Raw genomic sequence first — 18,323 nt, 5'->3', positions numbered from 1 at the left:
GCCGAAGGAGTGCCTAGAATGAACAAAATGGACGAGCTTCTCTTAAAGTTACTATGGGGTCAAATGCAGTCGCTTGACTGCTTTACGGAAAAGAATCAAGCGCTCAGCGATCTCAAAAGAAAAAGCGGTCTGCTTGACTTATATGACATGTGGCTCGAAGAAACGGCTTCTGTTTTGGCTCGGAATGATTATCTCGTTTACGATCGCGCAACATCTACCGTGATCGATACTGCTCCCATTTCCAGTACGGCTGTCTGGCAAGAATGGGAGCAAGAAAAAGAAGTCTGGCTAAAGAATTCGGATACGAATGCGCAAGTCAAGCTAGTCGAGGCAACCCTGCGTGCTTTACCGCAAATTCTCACTGGAAAAGTGCGGGCCACAGAAGTCATCTTTCCCAATTCGTCGATGGAATTAGTCGAGAAGGTATACAAAAATAACACGGTTTCCGACTACTTCAATGAAGTTCTCGCTGATACAGTGGTTGCTTTTGTTGAGGAACGGCTGAACCAAGATTCTGCGGCCCGCATTCGCATTCTCGAGATTGGTGCAGGTACGGGAGGAACAAGTGCTGTTGTTTTCCAAAAACTAAAGGTGTATGAAGAGCATATCCAGGAATATTGCTACACAGACCTGTCCAAAGCCTTTTTCATACATGCAGAAAAAGAGTATGGCCCAAGCAATCCTTATTTGACCTATCAGATTTTTAACGTAGAAGAGTCGGTGACGGGACAAGGAATTGATCTAGGCAGGTATGATATTGTCATTGCAGCCAATGTCCTGCACGCCACCAAAAATATTCGCCAAACGCTGCGTAACGCGAAAGCTGTTTTAAAGAAGAACGGCTTGCTACTGCTGAATGAAATGAGTAAAAACACCATCTTCCTCCATCTTACCTTTGGTTTGTTGGAGGGATGGTGGCTGTACGAAGACCCAGAGCTGCGCCTTTCAGGCTGCCCTGGGCTATCTTCGTCAAAGTGGCAGAGAGTATTGGAGGAAGAAGGATTTCAGTCGGTCTTTTTCCCAACAGAAGAGGCGCACGTGATGGGGCAGCAGATTATTGTTACCGAAAGCGACGGCGTGATTCGCCAACAGCAAAAACAACAGCCTAAACCTGCAACGAGCATAAATGCGGAACAACCAAAACCAAAGAGAGTGAACATACCTTCCGCTCCTGAAGGAAAGGCAATCGAGGAAGTCCTGCGCGGAAAAAGTATGGAATACATCAAACAGTTGATTGCTGAAACGCTGAAAATGCCGAGTAACCGAATGGATACTTCAGAGTCTTTAGAGGCATATGGGATGGATTCCATTTTATCTGTACAACTGATCAATCAATTTCGGAAAATTTTCGGGGAAACGATCAGCGGTACATTGTTTTTTGAATATCAGACAGTAGATGACTTAGTCGAGCATTTACTAGAGACACAAAGGGAAGCACTGATTTCACTCACAGGATTGGATGATCACAAGCAGGAGCCAAATCGAACGGAAGATCATGTTGAGTTTTCTCCATTGCCGAAAATCGAAGGGAAACGAATCCCAGGAAAAGCGAGAGCATTTGCGTCATCTGCTCATTCGCAAATGACGGCGTCAAAGCCTGCGTCCTCCGGTAAAATAGCGATTATTGGCATGAGTGGGCGCTTTGCTCAAGCTAACACATTGGATGAGTTTTGGGAGAATTTGGTGCAGGGTAAAAAGTCTATTTCAGAAATTCCAGCCAAGCGTTGGGATTGGACAGAGTATTATCATCCAAATCGAGAGGAAGCCATTTCCCAAGGAAAAAGCTATAGCAAATGGGGGGCCTTCTTAGAAGAATTTGATCAGTTTGATCCGTTATTTTTCAATATGACTCCGCGAGAAGCAGAAAATATAGACCCTCAAGAGCGCCTCTATTTAGAAGAGTGTTGGAAGGCGTTAGAAGATGCAGGCTATGCCTCATCGAAGATGCCTACGGAACTGCGAAAGCGAACAGGGGTATTTGGTGGCATTACGAAACAAGGTTTTCATCTGTATAGCACGGAAACCACCCATCACTTTCCGACAACCTCATATTCATCGATGGTAAATCGGGCTTCCTACTATCTAAACTTACAGGGTCCGAGTATGCCGATCGATACGATGTGTTCCTCAGCGTTAGTAGCGATTCATGAAGCATGTGAATACATCCGAAACGGGAAGGGAAGCATGGCGATTGCTGGTGGGGTGAATCTGTACACCCATCCGCATACCTACTTTGGTCTGACAGTGGGACAGCTCATCTCCCATACATCTGACAGTGCTGCCTTTGGGAACGGCGGAATAGGTTTTGTGCCTGGTGAGGGAGTGGGTGCTGTTGTTCTCAAGGATTACGATCAGGCTGTACAGGACCTGGACCATATTTATGCCGTGATACGAGGAAGCGCCGTCAACCATAAGGGCAAAGCCAATAGCTACATGACACCAAGCCCCACCCCAATTGCAGATGTGATGGAAGAAGCATTGGAAGAAGGCGGACTGGACCCTCGATCCATTAGTTATCTAGAAATGTCTGCCTATGGATCAGACATCGTCGATGCGGTCGAAATGACAGCGGTGACGAAAGCTTTTCACAACCGTCAAGGAACAGAAGGGGACTATCGACTCGGTTCGGTCAAACCGAATATCGGGCATTGTGAATCAGCTTCCGGTATGTCGCAGCTGATGAAAGTGATTTTGTCGTTACAGCATCAGACGCTGGTTCCAACCCTGATTCCTGACGATTTGAATCCAACTATTCCTTTTGATCAACTCCCCTTTCAATTGCAGCGAGAGGTATCGGAATGGAAGAAGGTCACTGTAGATGGGCAGACAGTCCCCCGACGAGCAGGCATTACCAGCTTTGGCGGCGGTGGAGTGAATGCCCATCTTATCGTTGAGGAATACAACCGAAATTCACCAAGTAGAGTAAATGATTCAGAGCCTCAGCTGTTTGTTTTTTCGGCTAAGACGAAAGAGAGATTGCAAGCGTACATTCATCGCTGGATTGGTTATTTGCAAAAGCACCAACATATCGATCTAGCGAATACAGCTTATACCCTTCAAATCGGAAGAGAAGAAATGCCTTGCCGTTTAGCTGTCATCACCAATAGTCAAACAGAACTTTACCAGAAATTAGAACGTTGGTTGGAGCATCAAGCAGAGACGGATCATTGCTTTTTTGGGGATCTCAAGGAAAACAAAGAATGGATGCCAGACCGAGTTGCTAAGGCAATCGAACTAAGAGATGTAGGGGAACTGGCAAAATGGTGGGTTCTAGGCAATCCCATCCCTTGGCAGAAGCTGCATGAAGGGAAGGAGTTATCCCGAGTAGCTAAGCTCCCAACCTATCCATTTAAGAGGAGAACGTGCTGGATAGAACGCAATCAAACGAATCACTCTAGGAGGGAGACGAGCATGACATCCGCTCATCCAGAATTCGAAAACAAGGCCGTTGAGATTTACACCTATAGCGCCAACAGCAGCGAAGCGGAGTTTTCGGAGGATTACTTGACCGTATGTCCATTTGAAAAGAAGATTCCAGGCTTTTCAATGAGTCGCGTCATTTTGAATCCGGAAAAATATCCGTTGGAAAGAGAAATGGTAAGAGAGAAGCAAGTAGAGATGCGACAAGTACTTTTTTGCAAAGAAAATTTTTCGCGCGTGCAAAAAGTGTTGGACTTTGGATGCGGTCATGGGACAGATGTGATTCAAATAGCAGAGCTCTATCCGCATATAGAAACCCACGGATTTACGATTACCAAGGCGCAAGCAGAGCTTGGCAATCAACGAATCGCGCAGAAAAATCTGGGTGCTCGTGCGAAAATTTTCAACAAAGACAGCTCCAAGGATGCCTTCCCTGATCTCTACGACATGATTGTCGGGATTGAAGTGAGCTTCCATATTCGAAATAAACATGGATTATTTCAAAATATCTCTTCTTCTCTGAACGAAGAGGGAACCGTTCTGTTGATCGATTACATAGCGAATACGCGAGGACCAATCGTAGACCAGAACGTAGAAGTCAGCATTCCCACCGTGCAAGAATGGATTGAGCTTTTAGCGGAGCATCAGTTGGTGATTGATGAAATCATTGACGTATCGCCGCAGATTGCTAACGCCTTGCATGATCCTGACGTGGAACAGTACATCAAGCATCTACCTAAAGCTGTTCAAGATTTGTATATCAACACAGTGAATCAATCTATCTCTCTCGAACGAGGGTGGATCAGCTATTGCTTGTTTAAGCTAAAAAAGGCTCCGTATCTTGCGTACACGAAGCGTTGTGAATGGAATGCCAGCAAAATATCGAAGAAAAGACCGTATCCAGAAGCATTAGCGGAAATGGTAAACAGCGGTTCTATTCCTTATCCGAAAAAGCAAACGCGAACGCTCCCGAATCCAAATCAGGATGGTCACAGCTTTCATTGGAATAGGGAAACCATCAAAGAATCTTTGGTAGAGGCTTTTGCTGCCGTTTTAGGTCATCTACCAGGAGAGCTGGAAGAAGTAGAGACCTTGAAGGATATAGGAATTGGCTCTCTTAATGCCGTTGCCTTATCCGAAATGATTAATAGCAAATTCAATCTGAAACTACCGACCAGCGTTGTGTTCGAACATAATACATTAGATTCGTTGGCAAGCTATATTGCTAGCCATTTGCAGCAATACGAGCCAAGCCAGCTCCATGCAAGTAAACCATTCGTGTCGGATGCTCAAAATCAATCAATGACATCTGAATATTCTGAACAAAAACGTGTTTTTGCAGCAGATCAGTCCATTCCGGATCGGACAAAAATCAAAGCGGATCTGATCCAGGTCTTTTCGACCATTTTAGGCTTGAGACAAGAAGAGCTGGAAGAGGTAGAATCCCTTAAGGATTTGGGAATCGGCTCGCTCAATGCCGTTCCATTATCCGAAGCCATCAATAGCAAGTTTCATCTAAAACTACCAACGAGTGTTGTGTTTGAGCATAATACGCTAGATGCATTGGCGAGCTACATCGCGACTCATCTACCAGAGCGCCAATCAGCGCAGACAGAATCGCTTAACCAAAATCATGGAAATCTTGACGAGAAGCCTGCTTATACAGAGAGAGTCTCGACGCGGAATATTGCCTACGAGCCACCTAAAGCTGCTTCCGATGATATTGCGATCATTGGGATTTCCTGCCGCACAGCAGGAGCCCGGGGGCAAGATGAATTCTGGGAGCTCGTCAGTCAGGGCAAAGATTGCATCAGAGAAGTGACCAATCCAGAATGGCGTGCCTTTTTCAAAGAAAATGCATTAGTAGATATTCCGATGAAATACGGGGCGATGGAGGATATTGAATATTTTGATCCAGCGTTTTTCAAAATTTCTCCTACCGAAGCCCAATCAATGGATGTCACGCAGCGCATCCTTTTACAAGAGAGCTATAAAGCATTAGAGGACGCAGGTTATACCCCGTCGATGCTGAGAGGACAACCCGTTGGAACCGTCATTGGCGCAATGGCGGGAATGACAGTAGAACAAGATTTCTCTCATTTTGGCATGCTCGGATCGGATACGAGTATACTCGCCTCGCGCATCGCTTATTTCCTTGACCTAAAAGGACCTGCTCTGGCTGTGAACACAGCTTGCTCATCCTCTTTGGTGGCGATCGATATTGCTTGCCAAAAGCTGAAGACGGAAGAGGTCAATCTGGCCATCGCAGGAGGAATTACGATTTATTCCCATCCTGCCCCGTTTATTTCGATGAGTAACGCAAGGATGCTATCTCCTACAGGGGAGTGCCGTCCGTTTGACAATGGAGCCAATGGCATTGTAGTTGGGGATGGCGTTGGCGTTGTGATTTTAAAAAGATTGCAAGATGCATTACGAGATAACGATAGCATCTATGGTGTCATCCGTGGCAGTGGGACCAATCAGGATGGACGGACATTGGGCATTACCGTGCCTAGCTTCCAAGCGCAAAGCGACCTGCAAAAATCCATTTACGCGAAAAAACAGATGGATGTGGAAGACATTCAATATATCGAGGCACACGGAACCGCAACCAAATTAGGGGACCCTGTAGAGATTCATGCGCTGAGTGAATCCTTCCGCCAATTCACACCGAAGAAACGATTCTGCGCCATTGGTTCTTTGAAAGCCAACATCGGCCATACCACAGCGGCGGCTGGGGTGTTGAGTGTCATCAAGGTTTTACTCAGCATGAAAAACAAGAAGATGGCCCCTTCGATCCATTTTGTCAAAGAGAATGAACACATTGATTTTGAAAACAGCCCTGTTTACGTGAATACGAAGCTGCAAGATTGGCAGACCAATTCCAAAGGCTCTCGATTGGCAGCGGTCAGCTCTTTTGGCTTCAGCGGCACCAATGCTCATCTGGTGATCGAAGAGTTTGATAGAAGCAAGGTAAGAGCCTCTGCTCCTGTTGTGGGTCAAGAGATAGCGACGGGAGTCTTCGTGCTGTCAGCAGAATCACGTGAACAATTGGTGGCCTATGCCATGAAAACAAAAGCATTTGTAGAGAATCATCATGATGTGAAACTGACAGATTTCCTTTATACCTATCAGACTGCGAGGGAATCGATGTCTCATCGAGTAGCAATCGTGGTAGACAGTAAGGAACAGCTGATTGCGCAGTTAGAGCAATTCATACAAAGTAATGGGGCGAAAACGGCTGATCTGTTTATCGGAGAAATAAACAAAACGGGCGGAATCAAGATCGGCGATACCGAAGAGGGAAGGGATTTTATCCGCAATCTCGCTCTGAACAAGAAGATCAAAAAGCTGGCGGAGCTATGGGTTCATGGTAACGAAATAGAGTGGGGAGCTCTCTATCCAAAAGGAATGGTAAGTCGTCTATCAGGCCTGCCAAGCTATCCTTTTGCCAAGGAACGATACCGTTTACCCAAAGTTGTCGTAGGCAACCGAACCCATCAAGAAGCAGCCGCCACTTCCGAACGGACAGTAGAAAAACACGAACACAGAGCAGCAGACATAGCCAACTCAACTGAGCTACCTCGTGTTCAGGTGGAAGAAGCAGATGGGAGCGAGACAGAAATCCAAAACTCGGTGATCCATCATGATGTCATACCTGCTGACGATGATGATACACCACGTAACGAACTCGTGAGAAAAATTGCTGCTGCGTGGGAAGAGGTACTTGGCGTGAAAAAGGTTGACATTCACAAAAACTTCCAAGATCTTGGCGGCGATTCAATCATGGCCACTCAGATTATTTCCAGATTGAAGAATAGCTTCCCGGTTGATTTGGATTTAGACAATCTCTTTTCCGCGCCAACCGTGGCAGGGATGGCGGAGCTGATTGAAGAGGAACTGATTGCTGCTATTGATGAGCTTCCAGAAGAGGCGATTTTGGAGCTATTAAGCTGATGAATTCATCTATAAAAAAGGCAGCAGAATCACCATGTGGGAAGGAGCAATCCGATGATCAATGAGAAGGAATCAGCTAAATCAAGAGATGAGATACTTGCCGAGAGCAGATCGAAGCTTTCCGAGAAGAAACTAGCATTGCTGGAGAAGCTGAAAGGCTCAAAACTGGAGACGAAAAAGACTGGGATTCCGCGGCGTTCAAGAGAGGGCTTCGTGCCCCTCTCTTTTGCCCAGCAGAGACTATGGTTTTTAGACCAGTTGGTACCGAACAGTCCTGCCTATAATGTGGTTGCCGCCTTCCATCTATCGGGTGAGCTTCACACAAACATCATGGAGCAGTGCGTTAATGAGATAGTGGAACGCCATGAAGCCCTGCGAACTACCTTTCAAGTCGCAAACGGAGAGCCGTATCAGCTCATTGCTCCTGCCTTGCAAATTCCTTTTCCTATTGTCGACCTGACAGGACATCACGAGGCGCAGAGGGAGGATGAGTTTCGCCGACTCGCGAAAGAGGAAAGCATGTATGTTTTCGATTTAACCAAGGGACCGTTGTTGCGTGTTACTTTATTCAGACTCGGCGAAGACTTGAATATTCTACTTTTGAACGTTCACCATATCATCATAGACGGATGGTCAGTCGGAGTTTTCTTCAGAGAAATGGTTCTGCTTTATCAAGCATATCTTGCGGACAAGCCTTCCCCATTGCCTGAGCTTCCGATCCAGTATGCTGATTTTTCAAGCTGGCAGCGGGAGTGGCTTCAAGGAGAAGTGCTTGAGAAACAGCTTTCTTACTGGAGAGAAACCCTTGGAAAAGAAAGTAGCGCGTTAGAGCTACCAGTAGACCGTACAAGACCTCCTATCCAAACGTTTCAAGGAGGGAGCCTAAAACTACAGATTCCCTCTTCCCTTTCACATGCCATGAAAGCGCTGAGCGAGCAAGAAAATGCCACGCTGTATATGGTTTTGATCACCGCGTTAAAGATATTGTTGCACCGTTACAGCGGGCAAAATGATATCCGGGTGGGAGTGCCCGTAGCGAATCGTAACCGAGTGGAAATGGAGAATCTGGTTGGCTTTTTTGTAAATACGTTGGTTCTCAAAACAGATGTTTCCGGCAATCAAAGCTTTAGAGAACTGTTGTCACGTGTGAGAGAAACAGCGAACAGCGCATACAGACATCAAGACGTACCATTTGAACGATTAGTGGACGAATTGCAGCCTGAGCGTAATATGAGTCAAAATCCACTGTTTGAAGTTTGCTTTGTGTTGCAGAACTTTCCTATGCCGAAAAAATCGGACATGTCTGCATTAGGTTTTTCCTTGGTCAAATTTGAAGAGTTCCGTAACAACACATCCAAGTTTGACCTCTGGATTCAGGTTGTAGAAAAAGGCGATATCCTTGACCTAGACGTCGAGTTCAATTCCGATATTTTTAATGAATCGACAATTAGTCGCTTGTTAGAAAGCTTTACAATCGTGCTGGCAGGCATTGTCGCGAATCCGAACCAGCCGATTTCAGATTTGCCGATTTTGACCACTGCGGAAGAGCAAAAGCTGTTGGTCGAATGGAACGATACGAAGACGTACTACCCACAGCAAGATAGGTGCCTCCACGAAATGATCGAAGCGCAGGCTGCCAAAACACCAGATGCCCCAGCCGTTATTTTTGAAGAGAAGCAACTCACTTACCGTGAATTGGATCAACGGGCGAATCAACTGGCTAACCATCTCGTAAAACAGGGTGTAAGCGCGGAAACGCTTGTGGGCATTTATATGGAGCGCTCATTTGAGATGATCATTGGGCTGTTAGGTATCCTCAAAGCAGGTGGGGCCTACGTTCCCCTAGATCCAAGCTATCCGCAAGATCGGGTTGCCTTCATGATCACGGATGCGAATCCTTCTTTCCTCTTGACTGCGGAGGAGCTGAAGAACACGCTCCCTGAATACGGTGGACAACTCATTTGCCTCGATTCAGATTGGGAGACAATTAGCATGGAGAGCCATATGGCGCCTGCAAGCGGAGTCAACAGCGACAATTTGGCGTACATGATTTACACCTCAGGTTCCACTGGAAAGCCAAAAGGTGCGATGAATGCTCATCGCGGTATCGTCAACCGACTTTTATGGATGCAGGAACAATATCAACTGAATGAAACCGATCGCGTCATGCAAAAGACGCCTTTCAGCTTTGATGTGTCGGTTTGGGAATTTTTCTGGCCGTTAATGACGGGCGCTTGCATGGTAGTAGCTCGTCCAGAAGGTCATAAAGATACGACTTATTTGGCACGTTTGATCAAAAAAGAGAAAATCACTACCATGCACTTTGTTCCTTCGATGCTTCAGGTGTTCCTGGAGGAGACAGAAATTAGCGGCTGCGATACGCTACGACAAGTCATTTGCAGTGGCGAAGCCTTATCTTATGCAACGCAGGAGCGCTTTTTCGAGTGTCTCGATGCGGAATTGCACAACCTCTATGGTCCTACAGAAGCGGCGATTGATGTCACGTACTGGGCATGTCAAAAAGGAAGCAAGCTTAGATCCGTGCCGATTGGACGTCCTGTGGCAAACACCCAAATCTACCTGTTAGACGAGCACCTGAATCCTGTTCCCGTGGGTGTTGCCGGCGAGCTGCACATCGGTGGTGTACAGCTGGCTCGCGGATACTATAACCGACCTGAGCTGACAGAAGAGAAATTCATCCCTGATCCATTCAGCAAAAAAGAGGGAGCACGCCTTTATAAAACAGGTGACTTGGCACGTTACATGCCGGATGGAACGATCGAGTATCTAGGTCGAATTGATTTTATGGTCAAATTAAGAGGGTTCCGTATCGAGCTGGGTGAGATTGAAGCTGTATTGGATGAACATCCACATGTACAAAAAGCGGCTGTGATCGTTCATGAATCCGAGCAGAGACCAGGGCATAAGCAGTTGATATCTTATATCGTGCCAGATTCACAGGCCAAGGAAAAACTGAAAAAGGCAACAGAAGAAGAAGCGCTTCCAGCGGAACAGGTATCAGAATGGCAGGATGTCTTTGATAAAGCCTATGATGATGTAAATAAATATGAGGCAGACTTCAACATTACCAGCTGGAACAGCAGCTATACGGGTCACCCCCTTTTAGCGGAAGAAATGCGTGAATGGGTCAATTCGACGGTAGATCGTATCCTTGCCTTGCAACCGAAAAAAGTACTCGAAATCGGGTGTGGTACAGGGCTGTTATTATCCCGGATAGCGCCTCATTGTGAGCAGTATTGGGGAACAGATTTTTCGTCGATGGCGTTGGATTACATTACGGCGAATCTGATCAACCAAAGAGAGGATTTATCTAATGTCACACTGCGTAAGAGCTATGCGGATGATTTTCGTGGGCTAAAGGGACAGAAGTTCGATGTGATCGTGCTCAACTCTGTGGTGCAGTATTTCCCGGATGCGAGCTACCTGTTGGATGTGCTGAAAAAGGCCATACACGCCATGAATGACAAAGGAGCAATCTTTGTCGGTGATGTTCGTAATCTTTCTTTACTGCAAACCTTCCTCACTGAGGTTGAGATGGAAAAGTCACCGGCGACGTTGACTATCGATCAATTGCAGCACCGCGTGCAGAAGCGAATGAGACAAGAGCAGGAGCTGGTTATCGATCCTGCATTTTTCTATGCGCTTCAAGCGCAGCTGCATCAGATCAGCCATGTAGAAATCAAGTTAAAGCGAGGAAGTCATCATAACGAATTAACTCGCTATCGCTATGATGTGGTTCTTCATCTCGGCAAAAAAGTGCAGCCGATTGAGGACTTTTCTTGGCTGGATTGGCATGAGGAGGGATTCCAAAATATTGATGGACTTCGTCAAATCATGACCAAGTATAAACCGCAAATCTTAGGGCTTACGAATATCCCAAATTTGCGGTTGGACAGGGCGAATCGATACCAGTCATTGCTTGCTGACAAAGATGTTCTCAAAACGGTAGAAGAACTGAGAACAGATCAAAACCATCCAGGCACTGGAATAGATCCTGAGGAGCTTTGGCAGTTGGGCGCTGAGCTTCGATACAGCGTGGATATTGCTTGGATGGGTGATAGAGAGGATGGTAGCTATGAAGCTGTGCTCCGACCTGAGCATTTACTAGAAAAAAGACAGCGTAACACAGTGGTCACCGCGTGGCACCGTCCAGCGAAACACTACCAGCCGATCGAAACGTATGCGAATGATCCTTTGACAGACAGAGTTGCTCGCCAGTTCATTCCAGAGCTGCGCAGTTATTTACGGGATAAGCTCCCAGATTACATGGTTCCGTCTATCTTTGAGTTTATCAAGGAAATGCCAGTGAACATGAATGGAAAATTGGATCGCAAAGCGCTTCCTGCGCCGCTTATGGAAGTGCCAGAGATGGAGGGAGATTTTGTACCACCGACGACGGAGACGGAAAACATTCTTGCCAATGTCTGGGCTGAAATATTGGGCTTGGATAAGGTTGGCATACATAATAACTTCTTCGGATTGGGTGGCGACTCCATTCATACCATTCGAGTGGTTGCGAGAGCAAAACAATTCGGTCTGGAACTGACTCCACAGCAAATTTTCCAATTCCAGACCATAGCTGAACTAGCAGAGGTTGTAGGTGGGGCCTCCACCCAAAGCGCGAAGCGAACTCCAAACGCAGTAGAGTTACCAACATTGGATAAGCATCAGCTGGATCGGATAAAAGGAGATAACCCATACATGGAGGATGTTTATCCGCTGACGATCATGCAAGAGAATATGCTTTATCGATACAAGCATCATCCAGAGCCTGGTTTGAATGTGGTTCATCATGCTTTTCGCATAGAGGGTGGCCCTTTCCATGTATCTGCTTTCGAGCAGGCATGGAAGCATCTCATCCAACAATTCCCTGCATTGCGAACTTCCTTCATCTGGGAAGAGCTGGATGAACCGATGCAGATCGTGCATGAGAAAGTGGATATCCACATCAAACAGGAAGATTGGCGTGACATTCCGGAAGATGATCAACATGAACAATTGCAATCCTACATTCAAAAGCTTAGACAACAAGGATTTGAGATGGGCCATGCACCACATGCGCATCTTGCTCTGCTTCAAGTAGGAGAGGATGTCTACTACTTTATTTATGTCTTCAACCTGATGTTGCAGGATGGCTGGAGCTATACGTTGATCGTGAAAAGATTATTCGAATATTATCAAGCGTTTTCCCAAGGGACGGCGATTGATATTGTGCCTGTCTATCCTTATCGGGATTATGTTGCGCTACAAAAAGGGCAGGACTTAACGGATGCCGAGTTGTTTTGGAAGAAAAATCTGAAAGGAATGACCAGCTCCACTCTTGAATGGGCGCAAGCGAGCAGGAAGAATATCTCTGCCGATGAACCTCCCTATTCTCAAGAAAGGTTCATCGTATCGCCAGAAGTCTCCTCGGCGCTATTATCCTTGTCCAAAAAGTATCATCTGACGCCATATACATTGGTGCAGGGGGCTTGGGCATTGCTGCTCCATCATTACAGCGGTAAGGAAGACGTTGTTTTTGGTACGATCTTCTCCGGCCGCAGCATTGCGATGATGGAGGTCGAGCATTCTGTCGGGCTTTTCTTCAATATTCTGCCCATTCGCGTGAGCATTGAGCAAAACATGAGGTTCTTGTCTTGGCTCCAAAACATGCAGTCCAAGGTAGTAGAGACGAGTCAGTACGAATACACGCCGCTGAAAAAAATATACGAGTGGTGCGATATCCCACGAGATCGGCTTTTGTTTGACAGTTATCTGGTAAGCGAACAGCTCCCTGATTTCTCTTCTGTGTTTAGAGGATTTAATGATGTCCTCGGTGCTACCATCTATGATTCTATCGCTCAGACGGAGCATCCGTTACGAGTGGAAATCCTTTTCTATGAACAAGTGTTAGTCCTGCATATTAACTATTATCGACGTTTCTTCAACGATAAGGAGATTAGCGGTATGCTGCAGCATTTGAATACTCTTTTAGAAGGATTGGTAACGACCCCAGAGCAAAAGGTAAGCGAGTTAATCAATACGATAACGTATCATCCCCAACACTAAATTGGCGAACAAGAGGAGAGGTTACTATGTGTGGAATTGTGGGATGGCTTGATTGGGATGACGATTTGTCATCCCAGCATGCTATTTTGCACAAAATGGCTCAAGCGATCCAGCATCGCGGGCCAGACGAAGAGGGATATTGGTTGTCTCCTCGGGCAGCGATTGCGCATCGGCGCCTGATCGTGATCGACCCAGAAGGCGGCAAGCAGCCCATGATCTACCGAGAAGGAGATCAGACGTGTGTCCTATCGTTTAATGGCGAAATCTATAATTATTTGGAACTGCGCCGCCAGTTAGAGCTGCTCGGACACTCCTTTCAAACCAATTCTGACACGGAAGTATTACTGCACGCTTTTTTGGAGTGGAGAGAGGAATGTGTCCGTCATCTCAATGGAATTTTTGCATTCGCCATTTGGGACGAAAAAAATCATCGATTGTTTTTAGCGCGTGACCACTTAGGTGTGAAACCATTATTTTATTGCCAACGAGGGAGCTCGTTCTTGTTCGGCTCCGAACTGAAAGCTTTGCTTGCCCATCCAAAAGTGAAGCCTGAAGTAGAAGCGGATGGGTTAGCGGATATTATCGGACTCGGTCCGGCGAGAACGCCTGGATTTGGAATTTTCCGCAATGTCAATGAGGTTCGCGCTGGACATTGTGTAACAGTCACGAAGGATCAAATCAGAACAAGGGCCTATTGGAAGCTGGAAAGTAACGTGCATACTGACGATATAGATACAACGACAGAAAGGATACGCGCTCTGTTACAAGACACGGTTCAACGTCAGTTAATCTCTGACCTGCCATTGGTTAGTATGCTGTCTGGCGGTTTGGACTCGAGTGGCTTAGTAGCTTTAGCCGCTGAAGAGCTTCGTAAAAAAGGGAAGACGTTGCACACCTATTCGGTTGATTTTGTTGACAATGATCAGCATTTTGAAGAAGGTTTGTTGCACATTAGTTTGGATGCACCATGGGCGAAATCAGTTTCAGAGTATGTACAAACGAAGCATCAAGAGATTACCTTCAACGCTCAAGATCTGATTACTCATTTTCATATGCCGTTGAGAGCGCGTGATCTGCCGGGATTAGGGGAGACGGATACGTCGCTCTATTTGTTTTGTCGTGAAATGAAGAAAAACGCGACCGTCTCGCTATCAGGTGAATCGGCAGATGAAGTGTTTAACGGGTATCCTTGGTTTCAGAAGGAGAAATTCTTGAATTCAGGCAAATTCCCTTGGATGGAGCATGACGGGTGGAGTTCATTTTTAAATGAAGAAGCCATCGAAAAAATCCGCCCACAAGAATATCTTCGCAGGCGGTATGAAGAAGGGATTGCAGAGGTACATCCTTTGGAAGGGGAGACAGCATTGGAAGCGCAACAGCGCAAAATGTCGTACCTCTTTATCACACGCTTTCTTCCGCTGCTATTGGATCGCAAGGATCGAATGAGCATGTATACGGGGTTTGAAGTACGTGTTCCTTATTGTGATTACCGTCTAGTTGAATATTTATGGAATGTCCCATGGAAAGTAAAAAATATTGATCAAATCGAAAAAGGCTTGCTTCGCAGAGCGTATAAAGGATATTTGCCGCAAGAAGTATTGTACCGCAACAAAAGCGCATATCCGATGACCTATCATCCAGAGTATTACCATGCGATTTTGGACCATATGAAACAAATTTTAACGAACCCTAATTCGCCTCTATTACCATTGATTAATAAGTCTGTGATCCAATTTGTACTGGATGGAAAAGCACCGATGAATCTAGCTCAATCAACGAAGCTGATCGAATACCTCGTTCAGATCAATATGTGGTTAGAGGAATACAAGATTTCCATTCGATAGAAGCCCGTGGATTTGCTGATAAAAAGGACAGTCAGGATGATTTTTCCTGACTGTTTTTCTTTCAAAAATTAAGTTTGAAGGGGTGTGGAGGAAATGAATGTCAGTGAGGTAAATCAGAACATGGCAATCCCACAACGTCTGCCTGCAAACGGAAGTGACAGGTTTAATTACATGGTCAGCTATCTTTCCGATTGCCAACTTCAAATGGTGCTGGAAATGGACGGACATGTGAATCAACAGCGATTGCTTCAAGCGATGGAGGCAAGCACCATTGCTGAACCTATCATGGGTTGCCGCTTTATAAAAGATTCAGTCCGCCCCTATTGGGAGCGACGCAGCGATTTGGCGTCAAGCGGTTGGTGTTCCTTACAACTTCTCAGTGAGTCCGATTCCGAAGAGAAAGCCGTACAGGAGTGGCTGTCGAGCCCAATAGACATCGATGCTGATGCGATGGTCAAAGTTCGCATTCTACGGACCTGGACCAAAGATATCATTTGCATCAAATTAAATCATCTATGCAGCGATGGTGCAGGGTTGATAGAGTATGTTCACCTGCTAGCTTCGTTATATAGTGAGCTGGCCCAAAACCCTCGCTACGTCCCCAAGTCAAACCCTGAGGGCAGAGATCAGAGTCGTTTGTTCAAGGAGATGGGTATCCCAAATGGCGGGATGCCGCAAGCTCCAGAACCGCAGGGACCAACACTTCCTTTTACGCCTGGAGAACCAGCGAAAAGGCGACAAGCCATTCGCAGAATACCGCGCGAAGAGTGGTTGGAGCTAGTGCAAGGATTTAAACAAAAAGGGTTCACGGTAAATGATGTGTTATTGGCTGCCTATATGCGCGCTTTATCTCAACAGATGGAGAACGTTCCGGCAGAGCAAATCAAAGTCATGGTCACTGTTAATGTAAGAAAATTTTTACCCACAGGCAAGGCAGACGCTATTTACAACTTGTCTGGCGTAGTTCACGCCTGCATGAATCAAGCAACAGGGACATTTGCAGATCAGGTGAAAGAAGTGGCCGAATTCATGAAAAATCAACGCGATAATAAAGAGATTCTGCATGATGCGGTAAACACTTTTGCCTTTGTGGAAAATTTAGAGTTCCATCACACATTGCAGATCATTCAGGATGTAAGAAAACAAATCGTAGCAGATGGAAACAGCACGCCAATATTATCAAATTTCGGTGTGATTAGTACAAGTCAGATATCATTCGATGATGTGAAAGTTGCAGGTGCGTATATCGTCTCGCCAGCCTATTACGCACCAGGACTGATGCTTGGAGTCAGTACGTATCAAGATTGCATAACCCTCACTATTTCCTTCTTTGAATCGAACACAGACATTGGGGTAATAGAAAAACTCATGGATACCATGTTAGAGGAAATCAAGTCATACAAAGAGTAGCCGTTTGTAGCAATACCTACCCATTTTGATAAGGAGTGAATGAAATGAATAAAGTAGTATTCCCTAATGAAATATCAGGTGCCGAGAATCTGCAACAACAGTTTGAACCCTACGGCTGGTATGCAGAAATGAGAAAAAATAGCCCGGTACATTACGATGAAAAGCAACAAGTTTGGAACGTATTTCTGTATGCGGATGTAGAGCGTGTGCTGACCGATTATCACCTCTTTTCAAGCGATACAGGCAAACGAATCGCTGGTTCCCTCGCATTGAAAGAAAAGGGGATCACAGAGATGGACCCGCCTGATCATGGAAAAAGGAGAGCTCTCTATACAAAGGCATTTTCAACCAGAACACTCCAAGAGTGGGAACCGCGTATTCAAGAAATTTCACGTCATTTGCTAGAGGAAGTAAAAGAAAAGCAAAGCATCAAAATTTTAGGTGATCTCGCAACTCCGATGCCAGTGATTGTCATTGCCGATTTGCTCGGTGTACCGTCCAGTGATTGGATGCTGTTCAAACAATGGTCCGATGTGCTCATCTCTTCCGGAACCCGCGAAACGTATGAGGATATTAACCTCAAAAAGGAAGAAATCATGAAGGAAATGGCCGTTTATCTCTCTCCGATCATTCAAGAAAAAAGAGAGAATCCGGCAAAAGACTTTCTTTCCGATTTAACGCAAACAGAATACAAAGGACAAAAACTATCTGACCGCGAGATTATTGATATTGCAATCAGCTTGCTGCTTGCCGGAAATGTCACGACAAGTACGCTCTTGTTCAGTGTTTTCTACTGCTTTTTACTAGATCGACCAGGTGTCTATCGTGAATTAAGAGAGAATCCGCAGCTGGTAGATCAAGCGATCGAGGAAGTATTGCGCTTCCGTCCGCCAGCACAGGTTTTGATGCGCAAGGTTCAAGAAGATACGGATATGTTCGGAAGTATGATGAAAAAAGGCGAAATCGTCATGGCATGGCTCGGTTCTGCCAATCGTGATGAAAATACCTTTGCGCAGGGAGACCAATTCGATATCCATCGACCTAATAGCAATAAGCATCTATCCTTTGGAAAAGGCTGCCACTTATGCTTGGGCGCACCACTATCCAGACTGGAAGCAAAGGTGATGCTAACAGAAATGATCAAGTGCTATTCTGACATCTCAATCGGTGGATTTGAAAACGATCTGATCCTCAATGTGACGAGAGGCTAATCCTCTCGTTTGCCCGTTTTCGTATCTAAAAAAGCAGTTGAGCAGGAAGGTTATCCCTGTTCAACTGCTTTTTTTATTTGGAGAGAAGGAAAAGAGAATTCCTTATTTTTCAATACTTATCTTTCCGGATCACCAAATAAACAATCAACCCAATAACCGGAAAAAACAAGGATGCAACAAGCCCGATGATAGCGAATTCCTTGCTATTCCCTCGTCTCCTTGCATCGCGGTATACCCAGATACTGATGACAATGTTAATGATGTTTAAAAATAAGATTATTAGTAACGGGAGGAACACAATAAAGTTAGAGGGAGCATCGCTTACTTGAACCAAAGGATCACCTGCTTTAGAATTTTTTCAAGACTTTCCCAATTATATAAAAGGATATGGGAATTGTGAAATGGTATAATC

Annotated in this window: 6 protein-coding genes; 5 read left to right on the top strand and 1 reads right to left on the bottom strand. The window is 45.7% G+C overall.

Translation table 11 applies throughout. From position 1 onward, the window contains the following. Positions 1–18 precede the first annotated feature (18 nt). The 5 genes from HP398_RS07320 (at position 19) to HP398_RS07300 (ending at position 17,911) form a co-directional block, all read left to right on the top strand. On the top strand, positions 19–7,377 hold the full coding sequence (locus HP398_RS07320; protein WP_173622264.1) for a beta-ketoacyl synthase N-terminal-like domain-containing protein: 7,359 nt from the start codon (positions 19–21) through the stop codon (positions 7,375–7,377). A 54-nt stretch (positions 7,378–7,431) separates the two neighbouring features. Further along, a complete protein-coding gene (locus HP398_RS07315) occupies positions 7,432–13,446 on the top strand; it encodes a non-ribosomal peptide synthetase (protein ID WP_173622263.1) in 6,015 nt (2,004 codons plus the stop codon). A 26-nt stretch (positions 13,447–13,472) separates the two neighbouring features. Then, entirely contained in the window at positions 13,473–15,290 is a 1,818-nt protein-coding gene (gene asnB / locus HP398_RS07310; protein ID WP_173622262.1) for an asparagine synthase (glutamine-hydrolyzing), read from the top strand. 120 nt (positions 15,291–15,410) lie between these two features. Then, positions 15,411–16,700, top strand: coding sequence for a hypothetical protein (locus tag HP398_RS07305; RefSeq protein WP_254475911.1), 1,290 nt, complete (start codon positions 15,411–15,413; stop codon positions 16,698–16,700). 44 nt (positions 16,701–16,744) lie between these two features. Beyond that, complete coding sequence (locus HP398_RS07300; protein ID WP_017250276.1) at positions 16,745–17,911, top strand: cytochrome P450; 1,167 nt, start codon at positions 16,745–16,747, stop codon at positions 17,909–17,911. A 109-nt stretch (positions 17,912–18,020) separates the two neighbouring features. Here the strand turns inward: HP398_RS07300 and HP398_RS30850 are convergent, their stop codons facing one another. Continuing rightward, entirely contained in the window at positions 18,021–18,245 is a 225-nt protein-coding gene (locus HP398_RS30850; RefSeq protein ID WP_017250275.1) for a hypothetical protein, read from the bottom strand. Between the last annotated feature and the right edge of the window lie 78 nt (positions 18,246–18,323).

It is taken from the genome of Brevibacillus sp. HB1.4B, assembly GCF_013284285.1.
GTDB classification, from domain to species: Bacteria; Bacillota; Bacilli; order Brevibacillales; family Brevibacillaceae; genus Brevibacillus; species Brevibacillus porteri.
The sequence above is the reverse complement of the archived record's forward strand: the minus strand, read 5'-3'. Positions and strand labels throughout refer to the sequence as shown.